The 22,367-nt window shown below is 69.1% G+C and carries 20 protein-coding genes and 1 riboswitch; of the genes, 4 read left to right on the forward strand and 16 right to left on the reverse strand.

Annotated features, from left to right (window positions below; all coding sequences use genetic code 11):
• The first annotated feature begins 10 nt into the window (after positions 1–10).
• A complete protein-coding gene (gene purB, locus AC1RS9_RS09795; protein WP_006947045.1) occupies positions 11–1,432 on the forward strand; it encodes an adenylosuccinate lyase in 1,422 nt (473 codons plus the stop codon).
• 263 nt (positions 1,433–1,695) lie between these two features.
• On the opposite strand, the gene AC1RS9_RS09800 is transcribed toward purB, so the two are convergent.
• From AC1RS9_RS09800 to AC1RS9_RS09840, 9 genes are all read right to left on the reverse strand, one after another.
• Positions 1,696–2,349, reverse strand: coding sequence for a VOC family protein (locus AC1RS9_RS09800; protein WP_038566581.1), 654 nt, complete (start codon positions 2,347–2,349; stop codon positions 1,696–1,698).
• A gap of 157 nt (positions 2,350–2,506) precedes the next feature.
• The gene (locus tag AC1RS9_RS09805; protein ID WP_006946927.1) at positions 2,507–3,319 is read right to left on the reverse strand and encodes a TrmH family RNA methyltransferase; all 813 of its coding nucleotides are present in this window, start codon (positions 3,317–3,319) and stop codon (positions 2,507–2,509) included.
• 98 nt (positions 3,320–3,417) lie between these two features.
• The gene (locus AC1RS9_RS09810; protein WP_006947074.1) at positions 3,418–4,281 is read right to left on the reverse strand and encodes an HAD family hydrolase; all 864 of its coding nucleotides are present in this window, start codon (positions 4,279–4,281) and stop codon (positions 3,418–3,420) included.
• A 178-nt stretch (positions 4,282–4,459) separates the two neighbouring features.
• The gene (locus AC1RS9_RS09815; protein ID WP_492921291.1) at positions 4,460–5,905 is read right to left on the reverse strand and encodes a hypothetical protein; all 1,446 of its coding nucleotides are present in this window, start codon (positions 5,903–5,905) and stop codon (positions 4,460–4,462) included.
• Between the two features lie 105 nt (positions 5,906–6,010).
• A complete protein-coding gene (locus AC1RS9_RS09820) occupies positions 6,011–7,222 on the reverse strand; it encodes an ABC transporter permease (RefSeq protein WP_492921293.1) in 1,212 nt (403 codons plus the stop codon).
• The gene (locus AC1RS9_RS09825; protein WP_492921295.1) at positions 7,222–8,124 is read right to left on the reverse strand and encodes an ABC transporter ATP-binding protein; all 903 of its coding nucleotides are present in this window, start codon (positions 8,122–8,124) and stop codon (positions 7,222–7,224) included. Before AC1RS9_RS09825 ends, AC1RS9_RS09820 begins: the two co-directional genes overlap by 1 nt.
• Before the next feature lie 108 nt (positions 8,125–8,232).
• On the reverse strand, positions 8,233–9,009 hold the full coding sequence (locus AC1RS9_RS09830) for a response regulator (protein WP_062256742.1): 777 nt from the start codon (positions 9,007–9,009) through the stop codon (positions 8,233–8,235).
• A 55-nt stretch (positions 9,010–9,064) separates the two neighbouring features.
• Positions 9,065–10,519, reverse strand: coding sequence for a sensor histidine kinase (locus tag AC1RS9_RS09835; protein ID WP_231729396.1), 1,455 nt, complete (start codon positions 10,517–10,519; stop codon positions 9,065–9,067).
• Positions 10,520–10,574: 55 nt separating this feature from the next.
• Complete coding sequence (locus AC1RS9_RS09840; RefSeq protein ID WP_492921298.1) at positions 10,575–11,252, reverse strand: DUF1345 domain-containing protein; 678 nt, start codon at positions 11,250–11,252, stop codon at positions 10,575–10,577.
• Between the two features lie 265 nt (positions 11,253–11,517).
• Here AC1RS9_RS09840 and AC1RS9_RS09845 point away from each other — a divergent pair, with 265 nt between their 5' ends.
• Positions 11,518–11,802, forward strand: coding sequence for a hypothetical protein (locus AC1RS9_RS09845; RefSeq protein WP_156444921.1), 285 nt, complete (start codon positions 11,518–11,520; stop codon positions 11,800–11,802).
• A gap of 72 nt (positions 11,803–11,874) precedes the next feature.
• Here AC1RS9_RS09845 and serS read toward each other — a convergent pair whose 3' ends face one another.
• Entirely contained in the window at positions 11,875–13,188 is a 1,314-nt protein-coding gene (gene serS / locus AC1RS9_RS09850; protein ID WP_062256735.1) for a serine--tRNA ligase, read from the reverse strand.
• Between the two features lie 54 nt (positions 13,189–13,242).
• Here serS and AC1RS9_RS09855 point away from each other — a divergent pair, with 54 nt between their 5' ends.
• Positions 13,243–14,247 (forward strand): diacylglycerol/lipid kinase family protein, encoded by a 1,005-nt coding sequence (locus AC1RS9_RS09855; protein WP_051805515.1) that lies wholly within the window; start codon positions 13,243–13,245, stop codon positions 14,245–14,247.
• 188 nt (positions 14,248–14,435) lie between these two features.
• Here AC1RS9_RS09855 and AC1RS9_RS09860 read toward each other — a convergent pair whose 3' ends face one another.
• The 4 genes from AC1RS9_RS09860 to AC1RS9_RS09875 all read right to left on the reverse strand — a co-directional run bounded on the left by AC1RS9_RS09860 (position 14,436) and on the right by AC1RS9_RS09875 (position 18,985).
• Positions 14,436–14,627 carry a YbdD/YjiX family protein gene (locus AC1RS9_RS09860; protein ID WP_062256729.1) on the reverse strand — a complete coding sequence of 64 codons (192 nt, stop codon included), beginning with the start codon at positions 14,625–14,627 and terminating at the stop codon, positions 14,436–14,438.
• Positions 14,620–16,881: a carbon starvation CstA family protein gene (locus AC1RS9_RS09865; protein ID WP_062256727.1), complete on the reverse strand. Its 2,262-nt coding sequence runs from the start codon at positions 16,879–16,881 to the stop codon at positions 14,620–14,622. The genes AC1RS9_RS09860 and AC1RS9_RS09865 overlap by 8 nt, the downstream gene beginning before the upstream one ends.
• 272 nt (positions 16,882–17,153) lie before the next feature.
• A complete protein-coding gene (locus AC1RS9_RS09870) occupies positions 17,154–17,726 on the reverse strand; it encodes a GNAT family N-acetyltransferase (protein ID WP_115296666.1) in 573 nt (190 codons plus the stop codon).
• A 281-nt stretch (positions 17,727–18,007) separates the two neighbouring features.
• Positions 18,008–18,985: a TauD/TfdA dioxygenase family protein gene (locus AC1RS9_RS09875; protein WP_200829267.1), complete on the reverse strand. Its 978-nt coding sequence runs from the start codon at positions 18,983–18,985 to the stop codon at positions 18,008–18,010.
• 10 nt (positions 18,986–18,995) lie between these two features.
• Positions 18,996–19,123, reverse strand: a riboswitch (SAM riboswitch).
• Between the two features lie 162 nt (positions 19,124–19,285).
• On the opposite strand from AC1RS9_RS09875, the gene AC1RS9_RS09880 reads away from it, so the two are divergent.
• Entirely contained in the window at positions 19,286–19,639 is a 354-nt protein-coding gene (locus AC1RS9_RS09880; protein WP_115296667.1) for a hypothetical protein, read from the forward strand.
• Positions 19,640–19,643: 4 nt separating this feature from the next.
• On the opposite strand, the gene AC1RS9_RS09885 is transcribed toward AC1RS9_RS09880, so the two are convergent.
• Positions 19,644–20,948 carry an SAM-dependent methyltransferase gene (locus AC1RS9_RS09885; protein WP_115296668.1) on the reverse strand — a complete coding sequence of 435 codons (1,305 nt, stop codon included), beginning with the start codon at positions 20,946–20,948 and terminating at the stop codon, positions 19,644–19,646.
• The gene (locus AC1RS9_RS09890) at positions 20,945–22,342 is read right to left on the reverse strand and encodes an FAD-binding oxidoreductase (RefSeq protein ID WP_115296669.1); all 1,398 of its coding nucleotides are present in this window, start codon (positions 22,340–22,342) and stop codon (positions 20,945–20,947) included. Before AC1RS9_RS09890 ends, AC1RS9_RS09885 begins: the two co-directional genes overlap by 4 nt.
• Positions 22,343–22,367: the final 25 nt, after the last annotated feature.

Below are 22,367 nucleotides of genomic sequence, written 5' to 3' on the forward strand. Positions count from 1 at the left end.
CAATGGGTGCATGCACAGCCTCGCCGACACCCAGCCCGCCATCGCCCTCGGAGCCCTCGACGGCCGCTACCGCGGCGCCGTCGCCCCGCTCGTCGACCACCTGTCGGAGGCCGCGCTCAACCGGATGCGCGTCCACGTCGAGGTCGAGTGGCTCATCCACCTCACCGACGCCGGCATTCTCGACGGCGTGCGCGCGCTGGACGACGGCGAGAAGGAGGCGCTGCGCGACGTCGTCGAGGAGTTCGACGGTGACGACATCGCCGAACTAGCCGAGATCGAACGCGAGACGGTGCACGACGTCAAGGCAGTCGAGTACTACCTCAAGCGCCGCCTCACGCAGATCGTGGCCGACGCTGGCCACGACGACGCCGAGCAGCTCTCGGAACTCATCCACTTCTGCTGCACGAGCGAGGACATCAACAACCTCAGCTACGCCCTCATGGTGCAGCGTGCGACGCAGCAGGTGTGGCTGCCGAAGGCGACGACGCTCGTCGAGCAGGTCGCGACGATGGCCCGCGACATGCGGGACGTGCCGCTGCTCGCGCACACGCACGGCCAGCCGGCGACGCCGACGACCATGGGCAAGGAATTCGCCGTGCTCGCGCACCGCCTCGGCCGACAGCTGCGCCGCATCGAGGCCCAGGAGTTCCTCGGCAAGCTCAACGGCGCCACCGGCACGTTCGGCGCGCACACCGCCGCCGTGCCGAGCGCCGACTGGCCGGCGCTGAGCCAGAGCTTCGTCGAGGGCCTGGGCCTCACGTGGAACCCGCTCACGACGCAGATCGAGAGCCACGACTGGCAGGCCGAGCTGTACGCCGACATGGCGCGCTTCAACCGCATCCTGCACAACCTGTGCACCGACGTGTGGACCTACATCTCGATGGGCTACTTCGCGCAGGTGCGCGGCCAGGGCACCGTCGGATCGTCGACGATGCCGCACAAGGTGAACCCGATCCGCTTCGAGAACGCGGAGGCGAACCTCGAGGTCAGCTCGGCGCTGCTCGACGTCCTCGGCTCGACCCTCGTCACGTCGCGCCTGCAGCGCGACCTCACGGATTCCTCGATGCAGCGCAACATCGGCACCGCATTCGGGCACTCGGTGCTGGCCATGGACAACGTCGCGCGGGGCCTCGGCGGTCTCGACCCCGTGCCGGGCGCCATGGCCAAGGACCTCGAAGCCAACTGGGAGGTGCTCGGCGAGCCGATCCAGACGGCGATGCGCGCGCTCGGCGCCCAGGGCGTGCCGGGGATGGAGCAGCCCTACGAGCGCCTCAAGGAACTGACGCGCGGACGCCGCATCACCGGCGACGACCTGCGCGAGTTCGTGCGCGCCCTCGGCCTGCCCGCCGACGTCGAAGCACGCTTCGTCGAGATGACGCCCGCGACGTACGTCGGTATCGCTCCGCAGCTGGTCGACTTCCTCGAGGTCTGACGCCCAGCGGATCATTTCGACGCTCGACGTGCACGGGCCTGCGACGAACGCTCGTGCGCCCCTTGGCGATCTGCTGAAGCCCGCGGCTGCCTCGCTGAGAGCTGAGATCCTGCATGTCGGGGCCTCAGCTCTCAACGCGGCTGTTGGGGGCTGAAATCCCGCAATGCGGAGTTTCAGACCTCACCAGATGCGTTGAGGGCCGAAACTCTGGACTGCAGAGTTTCGGCCCTCAACGTCAGGACGGAACGCCGCCCCTCAAATCATCAGATCGTGACGTCGCCCTTGGCGGTCGCGAACGTCACCGACAGCACCGACGGGGTGCCGTGCGGCGCGACGAACTGGAAGTCGATGTCGGGCTCCCAGTCCTCGCGGTCGACGCCGGGTTCGCCCGTCAGGCCGAGCCATTCGCGCACGCGCTCGGGCGCGCCGGCAAGCATGATGCCCTTGAGCGCGACGTCCGTGGCGCCGTCCTTCGACGGGTGCTGCGCGGGATCGTCCCAGTGGATGAAGTACGGCAGCTGCGGGTCGACGACGAGGTCGCTGACGCCGATCTGCTGCCACGTGATCTCCGCGCCGTCGGGGCGGTGACGGCGACCTTCCGTGGTGGGGCGGCCGAGCTTGGCGACGGGGCCGCTCATGTCGTCGAGTTCGACGACCCAGCCGACCCAACCGCCGCCGTTGGCGGAGCGAGCCTTGACGGCCTGACCGAACGGCATCTTGTCGACGCTCGGGTGCTCCAGCGCTTCGACGACCTCGACGAAACGCCCCTGCCTCAGCGGCAGGATCATGTTGCGCGTCCCGAAGCGCGGGTGCACGCCGCCGTCACGCACTTCGATGCCGAGCTGCTGCGAGAGGCGCTCGGCTGTGGCCTGCAGGCCGTCATTCTCGGCCGCATACATCACGTGGTCAATCCGCATGGAGACACTGTGCCACGTCACCCAACACAGCTTGTAATCAGGGTCACGTCTCGGCGACGCGGGGCCGCGTCACCGGCTGGCGCCCCGGTGCGGACGGGTGGCGGGGGGCACCTCGCTCGCGGCGCCGGGTCACCTGAGTGCGTCGGGTGGCCGCTCGTCAGCCCCGCACGCCGCGCTGTCGCATGGCTTCGTAGAGCACGATGGCGGCGCTCGTCGCGACGTTGAGCGAGTTGACCTGCCCGACCATCGGGATGCGGACGCGGGACGTCGCGGCGCCCAGCATCTCGTCGGTGAGGCCGTACTTCTCGGTGCCGACGGCGACGGCGACGGGCCCGGACAGGTCGATGTCGGTGTGCATGACGTCGGTGTCGGGTGTCGTCGCGATGAGGGGGATGTCGTTGTCGCGCAACCATTCCAGCGTCTCTGACGTGGGTGCCGCCGCAACCGGCACGCTGAAGACGGTGCCCTTCGAGCCGCGGACGACGTTGGGGTTGCCCCAGTCGGTGACAGGGTCGGCCGCGATGACACCGTCGACGCCCACCGCGTCAGCCGTGCGCAGCATCGCGCCCAGGTTTCCGGGCTTCTCGACGCCCTCGGCGACGAGCAGCAGCGGGTTGGCGGGCAGGTCGAGCATGCGCGGATGGGCGTTGACGCTCGGCACGACGGCGAGGAACCCGTCCGGCCCCTCGCGATACGCGACGCGTTCGAAAGCCTGACGCGCGACGGTGACGATCTCCGCGCCCGCAGTGCGCGCCGCGTCGATGACGTCGTGCTGCCGCGCCGCGTCGAGCATCAACTCGTCGCAGACGTAGAGCGTCTGCGGGCGGACGCCGGCGTCGAGCGCCAGACCCAGTTCGTCGTACCCCTCGACGAGCGTCAGGCCCTCGGTCTCGCGCGTGCGGCGCTTGCGCAGGCCGACGAGGCCCTTGAGGCGCGGGTTCGTCGCGGACGTCAGGTGAAGATCAGGCACGCCCCATCATCCCAAATCGACGCGTCTCACGCGAAGGTGGACGCCGTGCGCAGATGGGTACGGGAATCGCGAATGTGGACGTCGATCGCAGAAGGGGGTCAGATGAGCGAGCGCAGGACGAGGGCGGCGCCGTCGTCGTCGATGGGGGCGGTGACCTCGTCGGCGGCGGCCTTCACCTCGTCGGGCGCCTGGCCCATGGCGACGCCGCGCGCGGCCCATTCGAGCATCTCGACGTCGTTGCGCTGGTCGCCGACGGCCACCGTGTTCGCTGGTTCCACGCACAGTTTGCGCCGCACCTGCTCGAGCGCGGACGCCTTCGTCACGCCCTCGGGGTTGATGTCCATCCAGGCCGTGAACCCGACGGCGTAGTTGACCTGGTGCAGGCCGACGCGTTCGGCGAGGTCGAGGAAGTCCTCGCTCGTGCCGGTCGGCGAGCGGAACGTCACGCGCGTGACGGGCTCCGTCATCAGCTCCTCCCACGGCACGACGACCTGCTCGCCGTCGAGTTCACCGTCGGGGAACGGCGCCGTCACCTTGAACACGTCACCCGATTCGACGGCGATGACGGCGTCCTCCCACTGTCCGCGCAGCATCTGCAGCGCCGGCGTCGGGTCGAACGTGACGCGTTCGATCGTCTCGAACCCGTCGGGTAGTGAGCTGTCGAGACGCAGCGTGATCGCGCCGTTCGAGCACACCGCGTAGCCGGACGAGAGGCCCAGCATGTCGATGATCGGCTTCGTCGCGATCACCGCACGCCCTGTCGACAGCACGACCTGATGCCCCGCCTCGACACAGGCGCGCACGGCGTCGCGCGTGACGTCGTGCATCGTGCCGTCGTACTGCAGCAGGGTGCCATCGATGTCGAGGCACACCATGAGCGGCGGCCACTCCTTGCCATCCGGCTGCGACGAAACCGCCGAACCGGTCGACGGGGGCGGCGCGCAGGTGTCAGAGACAGTCACGTACCCACCCTAGGCGCAACGGCCCCTCCTGACGGTGACCATCCGTCGCGGGACGTACACGGCCGGGGTCCAGCCGCGTCCGACAGAGGAGTCGACGCAGCGTCACCACCGCGTCGACGAGGCCGGCCCACCCCGTCTGGGGCGAGCCGGCCTCGTCAGGTGCGTGCCGTTGAGCGTGTCAGTAGGTCTGCTGACCCCACGGCTGCTGCGGGCCCTGCCCGTTGTTCTGCACGTTCGACGTGTTGTGCGCCGACGGGTTCGTCGCGTCCGCCTTGCGCGACTGCAGAAACGCGACGACGCCGACGGCGATCGCGATGAGGCCGGAGAGCAACGTCAACCAGACGCCGGCACCGATCGTCGCGGTGTATCCGGCGGCCGCACCATTCGAACTCACGGCGCTCGACGCGGACGGGAACTGGACGATGCCGAGGATGAGGATGACGAGTCCGATCGCCGCGGTCACGAGGCCCGCCACCTTGGCGTTGAGCTTGCCCAGCAAGGCGAGCACCCCGGCGGCGACGAGGCCGAGGGCGAGGATCGCGACGAAGATGCCCGCCGTGTTCTTCGACCCACCGAGCGCGGAGTTCGCGGTGTTGCTGTTGCCGCCGATGCCGTTGAGTGCCACCGACTCGCTGCCGGCCTTGAACGTCACCCACGCCACGAACGGCGCGATCAGCCCGAGCAGCGCGGGCACGAACGGCCCGAACTTCGCGACAGGCGAGGCGGTCGACGTTGCGTGCGACGCGCCGACGCCGGTCGCCGCGCCCGTCTGCCCGACGCCCGGTGCGGACGACTGACCGTACGGCGCCGACGTGTAGTGCTGCTGGTTCGACGCCGCACCCTGCGAGGACGGGTAACCGCCCTGCGGTGACGACGCGTAGCCGCCCTGCGGGTTGTTCGACGGATAGCCTCCCTGGGGCGACGACGGGTAACCGCCTTGCGGGGACGAGGGGTAGCCGCCCTGCGGGGACGACGGGTAACCGCCCTGCGGGGACGAGGGGTAGCCGCCCTGTGGGTTGTTCGACGCGTAGCCGTTCTGGGCGGACGAGGGGTAGCCACCCTGTGGGTTGTTCGACGGGTAACCACCTTGCGGCGCAGAGCCGTAGCCGCCCTGCGGGCTGTTGGAGGGGTAACCACCCTGCGGGGCCGACGGATAACCGCTCTGCGGAGCGGCCGGGTAACCGCCCTGGCCGTACGACGGACCCGCCGGGTTCTGGCCCCCGGGGTATTGCCCGTGTCCGCCCTGGTCGTACCCGCTCTGGCTGTACCCAGGCTGGCCACCGCCCTGCGGCCCGGCATAGCCGACCCCCGGCGCGCTCGGGTATGCCTGCGACGACGCGGCGTTCTGCTGCCCACCCTGACTCGACGGGCCCCATGCCGGCTGAGCCGGCGCATCTGAGCGTGGGGCGACGCGCGTCGCGTCACTGCCGATCGCCTGCGTGTGGTCGTCGGAGACAGCCGTGTCCTTGGACATCGAGACTCCCGCGTCCGACGACGCGGCCCCGGCGGGCGTGGAACCCCCAGGCGTCGCGCCGGCGCCGGTGCCACCCGCGACGTGGGTGGCCTGCTCGTTGTTGTCTGCGCTCCAGGTCGAGCCCTGGCCGGACGCGTCGTTGGTCGACATGCCCCTCTCCTTCATGATTCGAGGTACGAAAGAACTTGCTCCCAATGTACGTGCCGCGGCGCCATCCACGGCCCGGTCGCCGCGCGACAGTGGACGGCAGAGTCGTCAGGCCCCGAGCTTGAACGCCTCGCGGTAGGACAGGCGCCCACCGGTGCGCATGATGCTGCGCTCATACAGCCGCGTCGCGAGACGGGTGATGACGTACGCCGCGACGATCGCGATGCCGATGGCGAGGATCGGCTCCCACCATGCGGCGCTGCCGTCCATGATGCGTGCCGGCATCGTCACGGTCGAGACGACCGGAACGTACGAGGCGACGACCTGGGCCGTGCCGCTGAGCGACATGCCGACGACGAGCACGAGGACGACGAGCATGACGACGGGCTGCGACGTCGACTGCACGTCCTCGCTGCGTGAGGCGAGCGCGCCGGCGACGGCGAACATGCAGGCGACGACGAAGAATCCGACGAGGAAGAACAGCAGGAACCATCCGGAGGCGCCCGCGACGGTGCCGACGAAGGCGCTCCACTTGGTCTGGCTCAACCCGATGAGTGCGACGGCGGCGAGCAACGTCACCTGAGCGATGGCGAGCAGCGCGTTGCCGATGATCTTTCCGGCGAGGATGTGGCGCAGCGGCACGGCGCTCGCGAGGATCTCGACGATGCGTGACTGCTTCTCTTCGACGACGCTCTGCGCGATCGGCATGCCGAACATGAACGCGACGAAGTAGAACAGGAACGCGAAGACGAGTGACACCACCTTCGCGAGCCCGGCGCGGTCGGCGTCGGAGCTGAGCGTCGACGTCGCCACGGCGCCGCCCTTCGTCAGCGACGACAGCTCGACGCCCTGCGATGCCGCGTTCGACGCGAGCGTCAGGTGTGCGGCGCTCGTCGTCACGTTCTTCTTCAACCCGTCGTCGATGTTCTTGTCGCCGACGAGTTGCCAGCCGCCGTTGGTGCGCAGCAGTGCGGCGTCGGCGTCGCCCTTCGTGACGGCGGCGCGGGCTGCGGCATCGTCGGGGAAGGCCGTGCTCGTGTACTCGACCTTCGCGCCGCCGTCCTTCGCACTCGTCGCAGCGCCGTCGATGACCTGCTTCGCCGACGGCCCGGAGGCGCCCTTCGTGTCGACGATCGCGACCTTCTGCGTGTCCGTCTTGCCGGCGATCCACACCTGGACGGCGAACGTGCCGATCACCATGGCGAGGGTGACGCCGAGGCCGACGAGGAAGTTCTTGTCGCGCGCCTTGACGGCGATCTCGCGCAGGGCGACGATCTGCCACGCCGGACGCGAATCACGCTGAGCTGTCTGGACGTTCATCACGCCACCTCCCGGTAGATGTCGGCGAGCTGGGGCAGGACCTCGGCGTATTCGCGGATGCTCGCGCGTGTCATGACGGTGCGCAGCAACTCGTCGGACGCCCTCTCGCGGCCCTCGGCGTCGTCGGGCAGTTCGAGCAGCGCCCGCGGGCCGTCGACGTCGACGACACCGATGCTGAGACGGTCGGCGACGTCACGCACCCACCCGGCGTCGGAGTCGAGGACGAGGCGGTGACGGACGCGTCCGCTGCGGCGCAGCTGCGCGGCCGTGCCCTGCGCGGCGACGCGGCCGCCCGCGAGGAAGACGAGGCTGTCGCAGAGGCGTTCGACGAGGTCGAGCTGGTGGCTGCTGAACAGCACGGGCACGCCGCGCGAGGTGAACTCGCGCAGCAGGTCGGCCATCGCGTCGACGGCGCGCGGGTCGAGGCCGCTGAACGGCTCGTCGAGGATGAGCGCGTCCGGCTCGGCGATGACGGACGCCGCGATCTGCACGCGCTGCTGGTTGCCGAGCGACAGCGCTTCGAGCTTGTCCTTCGCTCGGTCGCCGAGGCCGAACCGTTCGAGCAGTTCGAGCCCGCGGGCACGCGCCGCAGCGGGTGCGACGCCGCGCAGCTGGGCGAGGTAGACGAGCTGGTCGATGAGGGGCTGCTTCGGGTACAGCCCCCGCTCCTCGGGCATGTATCCGATGCGCCGGCGATGTTCGCGCGTCATCGGCTCGCCGTTCCACAACGCCTCCCCGGCGCTGGGCTCGAGCACGCCCATGATCATCCGCATCGTCGTGGTCTTGCCGGCGCCGTTGCCGCCGATGAAACCCGTCATCTGCCCGTCGGCGACCTCGAACGACACGTCGTCGACGGCCGTCTTGTCACCGAACCTGCGGGTCAGGCCTCTGGCTTCCAACATGTTCCGCTCCCTCGTCATGTTCGATCGTTCCTTCAGCCTGTCGCGTTGGCCGCCGCGCCGGATCCGGCGCGCGACGGATCTTCGCGCCTCCCCCTCGCGACGGAGCTGTCAGTCGCCGACGCGCACCAGGCCCGTCTCATAGGCCGCGACGACGGCCTGCACCCGATCGCGCAGACCGAGCTTCATCAGCACGTTCGACACGTGTGTCTTGACGGTGACCTCACCGACGAACAGCGCCGCCGCGATCTCCGCGTTGGACAGCCCACGCCCGAGCAGACCCAGCACCTCCCGTTCGCGCGGGGTGAGGTCATCAAGACGGCCGCCGTCGCCCGTCCTCCTCGGGGGCAGCGAGGGCGTCGAGTGGGCCGATGAGGCAAAGGGCCAGGCCGACGTCGTCGGTCCGACGTTGCCCGGGCCGTCGTCAGCGGCCCGGGCGGCCTCGGAGCCCGCGCCGAGCGACCCGTCCTGCACGCGTCGTTCGATGACGCGGCGCGTCACCTCCGGGGCGAGCAGGGCGTGTCCGTGCCCGACGGCGCGCACGGCGTCGGCGAGGTCGTCCGCGTCGGCGTTCTTGAGCAAGAAGCCGCTGGCGCCCGCGTCGAGCGCACTGAAGAGGTAGTCGTCGCGATCGAACGTCGTGAGGATGACGACGCGCCCGAGCCCCTCGTCGACGAACCGTCGCGTGGCCTCGATGCCGTCCATGACGGGCATCTGCACGTCCATCAAGGTGACGTCGGGCCGCACCTCGCGGGCCACGTCCAGCGCCTGCGCCCCGTTCGTCGCGGTGGCGACGACGTCGATGTCGTCCTCCACGGACAGGATGAGCGAGAATCCGCTGCTCACCATCTTCTGGTCATCGACGATGACGACCTTGAGCGCGTCCATCAGGCCCACCCTCCTGTCGTTCGCTGCCTCTGTCGGCCTCTCGCTGCGGCCTCGGTCATGAGCGCCCGCCGTCGTCGCCTCGCGCGTCGGGTAGCGGCAGCCTGACGCGCACGCGGTACCCACCGGTCAGCCGGGGGCCGATCTCGGCGCTGCCGCGATGAGCCGTCACGCGTTCACGCATGCCGAGCAGTCCCATGCCGCTGCCCGAGGTGCCCTGCCGTGGGCGCCCCTCGTCGAGGATCTCGACCTCTGCGTAGCGCGCCGCACCGGCCCCTTCCTCGCCGCCGCCACTGCGCACCGTGACGGACGCGGACGTCGCCGTCGAGTGGCGCCGGATGTTGGCCAGCGCCTCCTGCACGGTGCGGTAGAGGCTGTGTTGGACGCTGCCAGGCACGTCGACGTCACCGATGAGGTCGCGCAGTTCGACGTCGAACCCGGGCGAGGTGACCTCTTCGACCAGTCGCGGCAGATCGTCCAACCCAGGTTCGGGACGACGGTGCGTCGCGTCCAGCGCAACGCCCGTCTCGCGCTCGTTCCTCGTCGCGAGCGAACCGTCCGATGACGCGGCGACCGCCAGATCAGCCGACACCACCCCGCCGCCAGGCGGCAGACGGCCCGGCCCGGACGACGCGCCGTCCCCGGTTCGCAGGGTGCCGAGCAGGCTGCGCATCTGCGTGACGGCGTCGCGCGAGGAGGTCTCGACGTTCGTCAGCGACGTGGCCGCGAGCGACAGGTTCTTAGTCATGAGCTTGCGTGCGGCCGCGGCCTGCACGCCGATCGCGGCGACGTGGTGGGCGACGACGTCGTGCAGTTCGCGGGCGATGCGCAGTCGTTCGTCGACGACGGCGCGTTCGGTGAGCTGCGCCGACTGCTCCTCGATCGTGCGTGCCTGATCCTCGGCGCGGGCTCGGGCGCGAGCTCCACGCCACGAGTTGGCGCCCGTCGCGACGGCGGTGACGAAGAACAGGACGTTCATCATGACGCTCGTGAGCACCGCTCCTGTGCCAGGGCCGAACAGCGCGTCATCGCGGGTGCCGCGGCCGTTTCCGTAGGCGTCGACGAGCGCGTCACGCCCCGACGCGACCGACAGCTGCACGGCCACCCACCCGAACATGAACACGACGACGGCGCTCGCCGCGACCATCGTCATCCGGCGATCTCGGCCCCAGGCGAGTGCGGTGAAGATGGAGAAGAAGTAGGCCGCCTGCATCGCGAGGTTGCCCATGACGACGTACTGCGCCATGCCGAAGGCGAACATGTGCGCGGCGAGCAGCAGCATGACGGCGAGGGGGAAGCGTCGCCGCCACACGAGCGGCAGCATCCCGACGAGCGTCGCCGCATAGAGCGCGGGCCGCCCCCAGGTGCCGCGCGGCAGACCCAACGCGCGCATCGCCTCGAGCTCGACGACGGCACCGAGCAGGAAGACGACGGCGATCACGGCGTCCCGTCGCTGCCATCCGGGTGGCAACGGCCGCACCCAGTCGTCGTCCAGACCGAAGAACTCCCTCACGCCTGCGAGGGTAGACGCCGCCACCGACAGCCCGCCTCCCCCGCGCGACGGAGCGTCAGTTCGTCGCGAGCGACACGACGAGATTGATGGCTGTCGCGACGACGCCGACGCCGAGCGCGTAGCTGAGCAGCGTGTGCTGCAGCACGAGGCGTCGCACCCACCGGTTCTTCAGGTTCGTGTCGCTGATCTGGTACGTCATTCCGAGGTCGAACGCGACGTACGCGAAGTCGTAGTAGTCGGGTTCGCCGCCCTCGAAGTCGATGCCGTTGCTGGCCGGCGCCGGCCCGTAGTACTGACGGGCGTAGCGCAGCATGTACATGAGGTGCACGAGAAACCAGGACGCGACGACGCTCGCCGTCCCGAGCACGGCTTCGGCGGTGCCCGTCTTGTGCTTGCCCGCGACGAGCAGCAACCCGACCCCCGCGAGGCTCGCCATCGTCGCGACGATGACGGTGGCGTCCGCTCCTGCGACGCTCGGATCCTCCTCGCGTGCGTGCTCGGCGGCCTGCGTCGAGTTCATGCCACGCACGATCAGCCACGTCCACGCACTGACGCCGATCGCGCCGACCGTCCACCCCGTCATGACGTCGAACACGATCGTCCGGTCGGCGACGGCGATCGTGACGAACGCCGCGAGCACACCGACGATCACGCTGATCACCAACCGAAACCCCGTGCGGCGCGTGAGGGCACGACGGTTCGCCTTGGACGTCTCGTGGGAGGTGTCATTCATGCGCTCATTGTCACCCGACGGACGCGAACCACCGTGGCCTGCGGCAACGGACGCAACGACCGGCGCGTCGTACGGGCGTGAGCATGGAGCGACCTCAGCGGCACCGACTGCCGCATCGCGCGGCGGGAGCAGACGACGCGAGGAGACGACGCGAGCGCCGAGCATGCCGCGGGGACGGCCCCCGGCACCGACATGGCCGGGCCCGCCGGCACGAACTGGTCGGGCGCGAATCATTCGGGCTCAGCACTACGACCCCATGCCGGGCGTGCATGAGACGAGCGAGATGGGCGGCGTCATCGGCGGCGTGATCCTCATGGTGCGACCGAGCACGGCGACACCCATCACCCCCGTCGCGATGGCCGGGGCGGGCGCCGTCGCGTTCGCCCTCATGACGCTGCTGAGCTACCGCACCGCACGGTGGCTGGAGGCGACCGACAACGGCATGGGCGCCGAGAAGATGCGCGAACTCGTCAGCGGCTTCCTGGGCGCCACCATCATCGTCGCCATCATGGTGGCGATCGATCCGCACGGGGAGATCTTCATCGGCTGAGCGCGGGCCGGCACCCGCCCAGGATGCCGGCCCGTGTCAGCCCTCGTCGGACTGCGTCGTCCGAGCTCGTCGTCAGATGACGGGCAGCACCTCGAGGCCACCCATGTACGTGCGCAGCGCCTCGGGCACACGCACCGAGCCGTCAGCCTGCTGGTGCGTCTCGAGGATGGCGACGAGCCAACGCGTCGTCGCGAGCGTGCCGTTGAGCGTGGCGACAGAGCGCGTCGCGCCGTCGGTGCGCTCACGGATGTTGAGGCGGCGCGCCTGGAACGTCGTGCAGTTCGACGTCGACGTCAGCTCGCGGTAGGTGCCCTGCGTCGGCACCCAGGCCTCGCAGTCGAACTTGCGTGCGGCGGACGTGCCGAGGTCACCGGCGGCGGTGTCGATGACGCGGTACGACAGCTCGCACTTGGCCAGCATCTCCTCTTCCCACGCGAGCATGCGAGCGTGCTCCGCTTCGGCGTCCTCGATGCGGCAGTAGGAGAACATCTCGACCTTGTTGAACTGGTGGACGCGGATGATGCCGCGCGTGTCCTTGCCGTACGAACCGGCCTCGCGGCGGTAGCAGCTCGACCAGCCGGCGTAGCGCACGGGAGCGTCGACGTTCAAGATCTCGTCCGCGTGGTAGCCGGCGAGCGCGACCTCTGAGGTGCCGACGAGGTAGAGGTTGTCCTCCTCCTGCACGCGGTAGATCTCGGCGTCGTGCGCGACATCGAAGCCGGTGCCCTGCATCGTCTCCGGGCGCACGAGGGTCGGCGTGATCATCGGGGTGAAGTCGTTGGCGATGGCCTGGTCGAGCGCCATCTGCAGCAGCGCCAGCTCGAGGCGTGCGCCGACACCCTTGAGGAAGTAGAAGCGCGAACCGGAGACCTTTGTGCCGCGCTCCATGTCGATCGCGCCGATGAGCTCACCGATCTCGAGGTGATCCTTCGGCTCGAAGTCGAACGTCGGGGCCTCACCGACCGTCTTGACGGTGACGAAGTCGTCCTCGCCACCCGCCGGCACGCCGTCGAGGACGACGTTGGGGACGGTGCGAAGCAGCGCGTCGAACTCCTTGCCCGCCTCGTCGGCAGTGGCCTCGAGCTCCTTGACGCGGGCGCTCAAGGTCGCAGCGTTCTCGCGCGCGGCGTCGGCCTCGGCCTGCAGACGCGCGACCTCCGAGTCGTCACCGCCCTTCTTGGCCTTGTTGAGCGCACCCATCGCGGCGCCGACGCTCTTGGACACCTGCTTCTGCTCGGCGCGCACCCTCTCGAACTCGCCGAGCGAACTGCGGCGCGTCGCGTCGAGCTCGAGAATGCGGTCGACGACGCCCTCGTCAGCGCCGCGAGCACGCTGGCTCGCGCGGACGGCGTCAGGGTTGTCACGAAGCAGTCGAATGTCGATCACCCCTCAAGGCTATCGCCCGCGCGAATGTGCGTCATTCCAGTTACAGTGCAAGGCGTGTCGAACACGCCCTCCCGTCCGCGCGCCGCGATCGTCGTCAACCCCACGAAGGTCGACGACCTCGGCGCCCTGCGCCGCGAATGCGTCGACGTCTCGCGCGACGCCGGATGGGCCGAGCCGCTGTGGCTGCAGACCCGCCTCGACGACCCCGGCACCGGCCAGACGCAGCAAGCACTGCGCCAGGGCTGCGACATCGTCTTCGCCGCCGGTGGCGACGGAACGGTGCGCCACGTCGGCGCGGCGCTGAGCGGCACGAGCGTGCCGCTGGGGTTGATGCCACAGGGCACCGGCAACCTGCTCGCGCGCAACCTCGGCGTCTCGGTGGACGGCTCGGCGGCGCTCAACTTCGCGCGGTCGCTCGCGGGCGAGGACACCGTCATCGACGTCGGGCGGGTGCATGCGACGTTCGGGGACGGCTCGGCGACGAACGACACCTTCCTCATCATGGCCGGCTTCGGACTCGATGGCGACATCATGAACGCCACGAGCGAGACCCTCAAAAAGCGGATCGGGTGGATGGCCTACCCCATCGCCGGTGCGCGCTACGTGACGCAGCGCCCCGAGCGCATGCTCGCCTCCTTCGACGACGGCGCGCCGCACACGAAGAAGACGACGACGCTGCTCGTCGGCAACTTCGGTCAGCTGACGGCGGGGGTGCAACTCATGCCAGGCGCCAACGGCACCGACGGGCGCTTCGACACCGTCTGGCTCTCCGCCGACGGGCCCCTGCAATGGGCTGCGCTCTCGGCGCAGATCTTCGCCCGCTCGCGGCGCACCACGGGTCGCGTCGAGCGCACACGCTGCGCCCGCGTCGCGGCCAAGGCCATGGGACGCCCGCGCGCGCTCGAACTCGACGGCGACGTCCTCGGCGACGTGCGTGAGATGGAGATGTGGGTCGAGGAGAAGGCACTGCGCGTGCGCGTCGCCAACGCGCGTCACTCACGCATGTCCGACGTCCGCCGTCACCTCCCCGGCATCCTGGGCCAGACGCTGCGCCGCTGACACGCGCCCCCTGTTCGATTCCCGTCCCCATCTGCGATTTTCGTCCACATTCGTTGCCGAGCCTGGCCCAACCCGTCGCACGGACGGATCGCTTGCGACAGTGACGGGCCGCACTGCGAGAGGGGCTGACGCTTGATGCGTCAGCCCCTCTCGTCGCGTTCAGACCCGCGGTCTCGAACCGAGACCCCTCAGCAGCACCGCGCGCCGGGGTTGCGGTCCTGGGCGTCGGTGCGTTCACGCCAGTAGTCGCGCTTCGACATCGGCGCCTTGCCGGGGTGGGCGACGGCGTGATGGCGCAAGTAGCGCTCGTAGTGGTTGTCGCCCATCATCGAGGCGACGTACCACTTGAGCGCGCCGACGATTCCGCGCGGCTCAGGCATGGACGCGCTCACCCGCATGCACGCCCTCGGGGTCGAGGCCCGCCTCAAGCCACTGGGCTAGCACGCTCTCCTCGTCGGGCGTGACGCGCATGCCGCTCGGCGCGAAGATCTGCGACGGCACAGCGCCGTCGCGCACCTCGGGGTCGACGTGCCCGGTGCGCAGCGCCTTGAGCGCCGCGAACACACCCGCGATGACGACGACGATGACGAGCACCGCGAAGAGAACCGAGAGCGTCTCCTGGATGAGCGTGTTACGGATGACGGCGTCGATCTCCTCGGGGGTCTTGGCCGTCTTGAACTTCGTCAACCCCTTGTTCTTGGCGTCGACGAACGCGTTGTGCTGCGCCCAGTAGCCGATCTTCGCGTCGCTCGAGAAGATTTTCTGGTAGCTCGCGACCATCGTCACGAGCAGATCCCAGGCGAGCGGGATGCCCGGGATCCACGCCCACTTCGCCTTGCCGTTGCGGATGACGACGACCGTCACGACCGTCAGCGCGACGGCGGCCAGCAACTGGTTGGCGATGCCGAACAGCGGGAACAGCGTGTTGATGCCACCCAGCGGGTCGGTGACGCCCATGAGCAGGATCGAACCCCATGCGGCGACGACGACGAGCGTCGAGATCCACGCACCGACGCGCCAGGAAGTGTCACGGAAGCGGTGCAGCCCGGGCACGTTGCCGAGCGTCTCCGACAACATGAAACGTGCGACGCGCGTGCCGGCGTCGACCGTCGTCAGGATGAACAGCGCCTCGAACATGATCGCGAAGTGGTACCAGAACTGCTTCATCGAATCGCCTGGGATGACGCGGCTGAACACGTCCGACATGCCGAACGCGAACGTCGGGGCGCCACCGGTGCGCGACACGACCGAAGCCTCGCCGACGTCCTTCGCGGCCTGGGTGATCTCGGGCGCGGTGATCGGATTACCGCCCAAGCCTATCGAGTTCACCCACGTCGCGGCCTTCTCGGCCGTCCCACCCGTCACGCCGGCGGGGGCGTTGATGACGAAGTACAGGTGCTGGTCGATGATGGCCGCCGCGATGAGCGCCATGATGGCGACGAACGACTCGACGAGCATCGAGCCGTACCCGATGAGTCGCGCCTGGCTCTCCTTCTGGATGAGCTTCGGCGTCGTGCCCGACGAGATGAGCGCGTGGAAGCCGGACAACGCGCCGCACGCAATCGTGATGAACAGGAACGGGAACAGCGAACCCGCGAAGACGGGACCGTTGCCGTGCTTGCCGAACGACGTGATCGCGGGGATGTCGATCGCCGGACGCGCGATGATGATGCCGAGCGCGAGCAGGACGATCGTGCCGACCTTCATGAACGTCGACAGATAGTCACGCGGCGCGAGCAGCAGCCAGACCGGCAGGACGGCCGCGGCGAACCCGTAGACGATGAGGCACCAGGCGAGCGCCGTCGGAGACAGCGTGAACATGTCCTTGCCCCAGGCCGTCTCGGCGACCCAGCCGCCGGAGACGATCGCGAGCAGCAGGAGCACGACGCCGATGAGCGACACCTCGGTGACCGACCCCGGACGCAGGAAGCGCAGGTAGCAGCCCATGAACAGGGCGATCGGGATCGTCATCGCGATCGAGAACACACCCCACGGCGACTCGGCGAGCGCGTTGACGACGACGAGGCCGAGCACCGCGATGAGGATGACCATGATCGTCATGACGGCGAGCATCGCCGCCCAACCACCGACGGGGCCGAGCGTGTCGCGCGCCATCTGGCCGATGCTGCGGCCGCCACGGCGCGTCGAGATGGCGAGCACCATGTAGTCCTGCACGGCGCCCGCGAAGATGACGCCGAAGATGATCCACATCGTGCCCGGCAGGTAACCCATCTGCGCGGCGAGCACGGGGCCGACGAGGGGGCCGGCGCCGGCGATGGCGGCGAAGTGGTGGCCGAACAGGACGCGACGGTCCGTCGGCATGTAGTCCTGGCCGTTCTCGAACTGCTCCGCCGGCGTCGCGATGTCGTCGCGCGGCTGCACGACCTTGTACGCGATGAGACGGCTGTAGAGCATGTAGCCGATGACGTAGCTGCCGACGGCCGCGAACACGAACCAGATGGCGTTGACGTGCTCACCGCGGACGAAGGCGACCATCGTCCAGCCGATGGCGGCGACGATCGCCGCGACGGCGATCATGATCTTCTGCCGCCCGGTGATGGTGCGAGGGGGTTCGACCGCGACGGGGGGCAACCCCGGATCGCGGTCGAGGGTGTCGAGACGTGACGCCGCCACGGTGACCTCCTGGTAGTGCTGGTGGCCATGACGGCCGATGTGAGTAAGGCCACAGTAGGGGTCTACCCATGGGTACGGCGTCTCGGCTCGCGGACCGAGCAATCACATCCTGGTCACGACGTCGGCTGAGGGTTTGGGGGCCTGAGTTCGGATGGGGACTGACCTCGGCCGGGCCGCCCCGCACCGTGCCCCTTCTGCGATTCCTGTCCCCGTCGGCGATTCTCGTCCTCATCTGCGATTTTCGGTCGCATTCGCACCCGCCGCAGCCGGCGTCAGGCCGTCGGTCCCTGCGGAAACGGCGGCGAGCCGAACCAGTAGCGACGTGTCTCGCCCGGAAACGCGGGGTGGGAGCGGACGTCCTCGAACTGCCCGCCGCACTTCTCGATGACGGCACGTGACGCCGGATTCTCGGTGCTGCAGCACACCAGCACCTGTTCGACGCCGAGCGCCCGCGCCTCGTCGAGACCGAGCATCAGCGCGCCCGCGGCGACGCCCCGCCCACGAGCGCTGGGACGCACCGAGTAGCCGATGTGACCGATCGCCTCATACAGCACCTCGGTGAGGGTGTGACGCAGGGCCAGAAAGCCGACGATGTCACCCTCCCCCGCCCGCGGGCCGTCGAGCACCCAGAAATAGCTGCAGTGCACGAATCCCTCAGGCGGCGCGACGGTCGTATCGCCCTGGCGCGCACGATCGGTGAGGTAGGCGTCGAACCCGGCGCGCGACGTGTCGACGACGTCGTCGCGACGATAGCCCGTGCCGTCTTTCGGCGTCGCGCCGAACTCGTCGAATGCGTCCTTCCAGTCGTCGTAGCGAGCGGCGTCGGGCCTGATGAGCGTCAGCATCCCGTCATTCCATCACCGTGCGACGCCCCCGGCGACCGATTTTCCCGACGGCCGGCTGGACGAATGTACACACGCAAATCGCCGATGGGGACGAAAATCGCCGATGGGGACCGGATTCGCCGATGGGGACCGGATTCGCCGATGGGGACGGGATTCGCCGATGGGGACGGGATTCGCCGATGGGGACGGGATTCGCGAAGGGGGACGAAAATCGCAGAGGGGTACATGACGACGCGATGCGGGCCCCAGAGACCCGCACCGCGCCATGTCAGCTCACACCGTCAGGCAGCTGCGCCACCCGTCAGGCCATTGACGCCGACGGGCTTGTCGCCACCGACCGTCACGCGCCTCATGGCGCGCGGGCCAAGGTTGGCGTCGACGTAGTCGCGGTTCGCGTAGTGCGACGTCGCGCGGTTGTCCCAGATGCCGACGTCGCCGGGCGCCCAACGGTGGCGGATGGTGTGTTCGGGCTGCGTCAGGTGCGCGTACAGCACGTCGAGGATCGCCCGCGACTCGGCCTGCGACACGCCGACGATGTGGGAGGTGAAACCGGGGTTGACGAACAACCCGCGACGGCCCGTCTCGGGGTGCACACGCACGACGGGGTGCTCGACGACGGGCAGCTCGGTGACGACCTCGCCGCTCCACTCCTGCCCACCGTTCTTGCGCAGGTAGGCGCCCCATTCGCGGTTGCCGTCGTGGGCGGCGACGAGCTGGTCGACGAGGCCGCGGAACGGCTCCGACAGCGAGTCGTACGCCGCCTGCGCGTCGGCCCAGGAGGTGTCGCCGCCGTAGTCCGGCAGCGTCACGGCGCGCAGGACGCTGATGGCCGGCGGCTCCTTCATGAACGTGACATCCGTGTGCCACTCGTCGGAGAACGAGAACTCGGGGTCGGAGGAGTCGATCGAGTAGATCTCCTTGCGCTCGTGCGTGCCCGCGACGGGGTGGCCCGCCGTCAGCTCGCCGAGCAGGTTTCCGAGGCGCACCTGAGCGTCGTCGTCGAACGCGTCCTGACCCCGGAAGAAGAGCACCTTGTGCGCGAGCAGCGCGCGGCGCAGGTCGAACGCTATCGCGTCGTCGACCTGCGCGAGGTCGACGCCGTGGACGATTGCGCCGAACGCCGGGCCGAGGCGTTCGATGCGCAGCCCGGGCGTCGCGACGGTGCCGCCGTGGCGCGCCGCTGCGCTCGTCGGAACACCCGTCGGTGCGCCGCTCGCGGAGTCGACGTTCGTGTCGGGCGTGGTGTCGAGGAGTGTCATGGCAGACCCTTCGTTGCGCTTGCCGCCGCGTCGGTCGACGGGCGGCCGGGTCGTTACTCGGGGCACCCCGGCGCGCGTGTGCGTTCGCATGGGGGTTGCCGCCCGGCCAGCCGAGACTTCGCGCCGGGGCTCGTGACCCACACATAACGTAGCACTGGCCAAACATAAAGGTCGAGTTATGCATCAACGGCGGCCACACCGTGACATTCGTCAGGGGCCCGCCGCACCCGGGCGGCCATACTGAGAGCAGAACGCCCGTGGAGCACTCCCCCTTCCGTGAGCAGCGGTGATCGATGGTTCATGATCGCCGTGACCGTGTTCGAGATCGGAGCGTCGATCGTCACGGTCGAGTTCGTGAAGTCGCATGGTGGCAGCGATTTGAGCGCGTACATGTGGTCGCTGCTCGCGCCGGCCGTCGGCGCTCTCGTCTACTGGGCGCGCACACGCCGCGCGTCAGGGGCCCGCGCCGCGATCCTCGCGTTCAACCTGCGCTCGGCGGCCGTCGCCATCGCGAACAGTTCGTTCCAGAACGCGTTCGCGTGGACGCAGATCATGACGGTGGCGGCGATGCTCGTCGGCATCACCCCCACCGTCATGATTGCGCGTCGCCTACGTCTGGACGGGCAACGGGCAGCCGCTCAGCACCGCCAGTGAGAGCTCAGGGTGCCCAGTGCGAGCCCAGCGGGTAGCCGCCGTTGTCGCCGTTGTCGGTCGTCTTCGTGGCGAGCACCTGGTGCAGGTGCAGCCAGCCCTCCTCGAACCCGAGGCGTGAACCGGCCATGTAGATGCCCCACACCTTCGCGGTCGGCAGGCCCGCCTCGGCGACGCAGAAATCCCAGTTCGCCTCGAGGTTGCGGCACCAGTCGCGCAGCGTCAGGGCGTACGACAGGCGCAGGTTCTCGTCGTGCTGAACCTCGAAACCGGCGTCGTGGCACTCCCTGATGAGCCGCCCCGGCGAGGCGAGCTCGCCGTCGGGGAAGACATAGCGATCGGTGAACGGCTCCGGCTTGGCCGATGCCGTGTCGTCGCGACGCGTGATGCAGTGGTTGAGCAGGCGGCCACCGTCGCGCAGCTTCGAGTGCAGGAACGAGAAGTAGTTGGCGTAGTTCTTCACGCCGATGTGCTCCGTGAGGCCGATCGAGCTGACGGCGTCGAAGCCCGTCTCGGTGACGTCGCGGTAGTCGCCGTGGCGGATCTCGACGAGGCTCTCGAGGCCCGCCTCACGCACGGCGCGCTGACCCCACTCGGCCTGCTCCTTGCTCAGGGTGACGCCTATGACGTGGACGCCGCGCTCGCGAGCGGCGTGCATCGCCATGCCGCCCCAGCCGCAGCCGACGTCGAGCAGCCGTTGGCCGGGCTGCAGGTCGAGCTTGTCGGCAACGAGGGCGAACTTGCGCTCCTGCGCTTCCTCGAGGGTGTCGTCCGGCGTGTCGAACACGGCACACGTGTAGGCCATCGAGTCACCGAGCACCTTCTCGTAGAACGCGTTCGAGACGTCATAGTGGTGCTTGATCGAGTCGGCGGCGCGACCCACCGGGTTCACCTTGGCGAGGTGGCGCTTCCAGCGGGGCTCGTTCTCGACCTCGGGCAGCGGCGGGTGGACGAACGCCTTCGGCCCCAGCTGCTTGACGACGGGCGCGAGCGCCGACGCGACGCCCTTCGGCGTCAGCTGCTTCGTGCGCACGTCACGCTTGATGCGGCTGAACACCTCGTAGGGGTCACCAGGGTGGAAACCGGTGCCGGTCAGCGTGCCCGTCAGATAGGCGCGGGCGAGGCCGAGATCGCCAGGGGCGCTGAGGAGGTAGCGCAGCCCCTCCTCGCTCTCGACACGCACGGCGATGTCGCTGTCGCGCGGGCCGATGTCGGTGCCGTCGTACGCCGTGATGCGGAAGGGCAACGGCTCCTCCAACACGGCCTGGACGGCCTGGGCGACGAGGGGGGTGGCGGTCGTGGTCTGGCTCATGCGTGCGTCCTCATCTTGTCAGCGAACTCAGGAAGGCGGCCCTGCGGGTCGTACTTCGTCTTCATGCGGCGGTATTCGTCTGCGCCGTACAGCTCTTCGAACGTCTCGGCGTCGTAGTAGACGTCGGAATAGAGCGACTTGTGGCCGTGCATCGTCGGCAGCACGGCCTCGATGTCGCGGTTGACGTCGCCGTCAGCCCGCCCGGGGGTGATGGCGACGGTGCCCCAGAACCCGACGTTGACGTACGTGCGGTTCGGTTCGAGCTGGTACAGCGGCCACGCGTCGTCGCCGCGCAGGCGCAGCGGGCACACCCACACGGGCGTCATGCCGACGTGCTCGTCGAACCACGGCATGAACGTCTCGAGCTGTTCGAGGGGCACCTCGACGTCCTGCACGACGCGCTCGCGCGGCAGTTCGCCGCGCATCTCGTCGATCTTCGCGGCGAAGCCCCAGCGGTTCTCCCACCCGACGATGCGGTGGTAGAAGTCGCTGCGACGGTACTTGCGCGGCCACACGCGTCGCACCTTCGGGTTCTGTGCGAAGAACGCGTCGGAGCACCAGAACCAGTCGGTGTCCCAACGCCAGATGTAGTCGTGCGCGCTCAAGGTGTCGCGGTCGAGCTCACTGATGCTCTTGTAGAAGATGTTCTGCCCCGTGTAGTCGCTCGGGCGGCGGCGCGTCTCGGGGAAGAAGTTGGCGAGCACGAGATAGGCCTCGTCCTTGCTGACGATCATGCCGTCGAGGCCGTCGACGCGTTCGCCCTGCCACTCGCGGGTCTCGACGATGGCGTCGATCGCTCGCGTCATGGCTGCGACGCTCGCGAACCGCACGTTGCGCGTCTCGACGAGGTCACCGATCGGCTGCAGTTCGATGCGCAGACGCGTCGCGTAGCCCAGGCTGCCGTAGCTGTTGGGGAAGGCGCGGAAGAGGTCGGCGTGCTCGTTGGTCGGCGAGGCGGTGAGCAGCTCGCCGGTGCCGGTGAGGATGTCCATCTCGAGGACGGACTCGTGCGGCAGTCCGTTCTTGAACGACGTCGACTCGATGCCGAGGCCGGTGACGGCGCCGCCGAGGGTGATCGTGCGCAACTGCGGGACGACGAGCGGCATGAGGCCGTGCTCGAGCGTGGCGTCGACGAGGTTCTCGTACGTGCACATGCCCTGGACGTCGGCCGTGCGAGCGTCGGCGTCGATGCTGATGACGCCCGTGAGGCCGCTGACGTCGAGGCCTACCTTCGCTTTCTCGCGCGGACGGAAGAGGTTCGAGGTCTTCTTCGCGAGGCGCACCGTGGCGCCGGCGGGGATGGCTTCGAAGGAGGCCCTCAACTGCGCGACGGCAGAGGCGTGAGCGGCCTCACCGGCCAGTTCCACACTGGGCTGTTTTTTCTTATCGAACATCTATGCTCTCCACGTCTCAGGAAGT

Source organism: Dermacoccus sp. MPR-E5 (assembly GCF_058809565.1).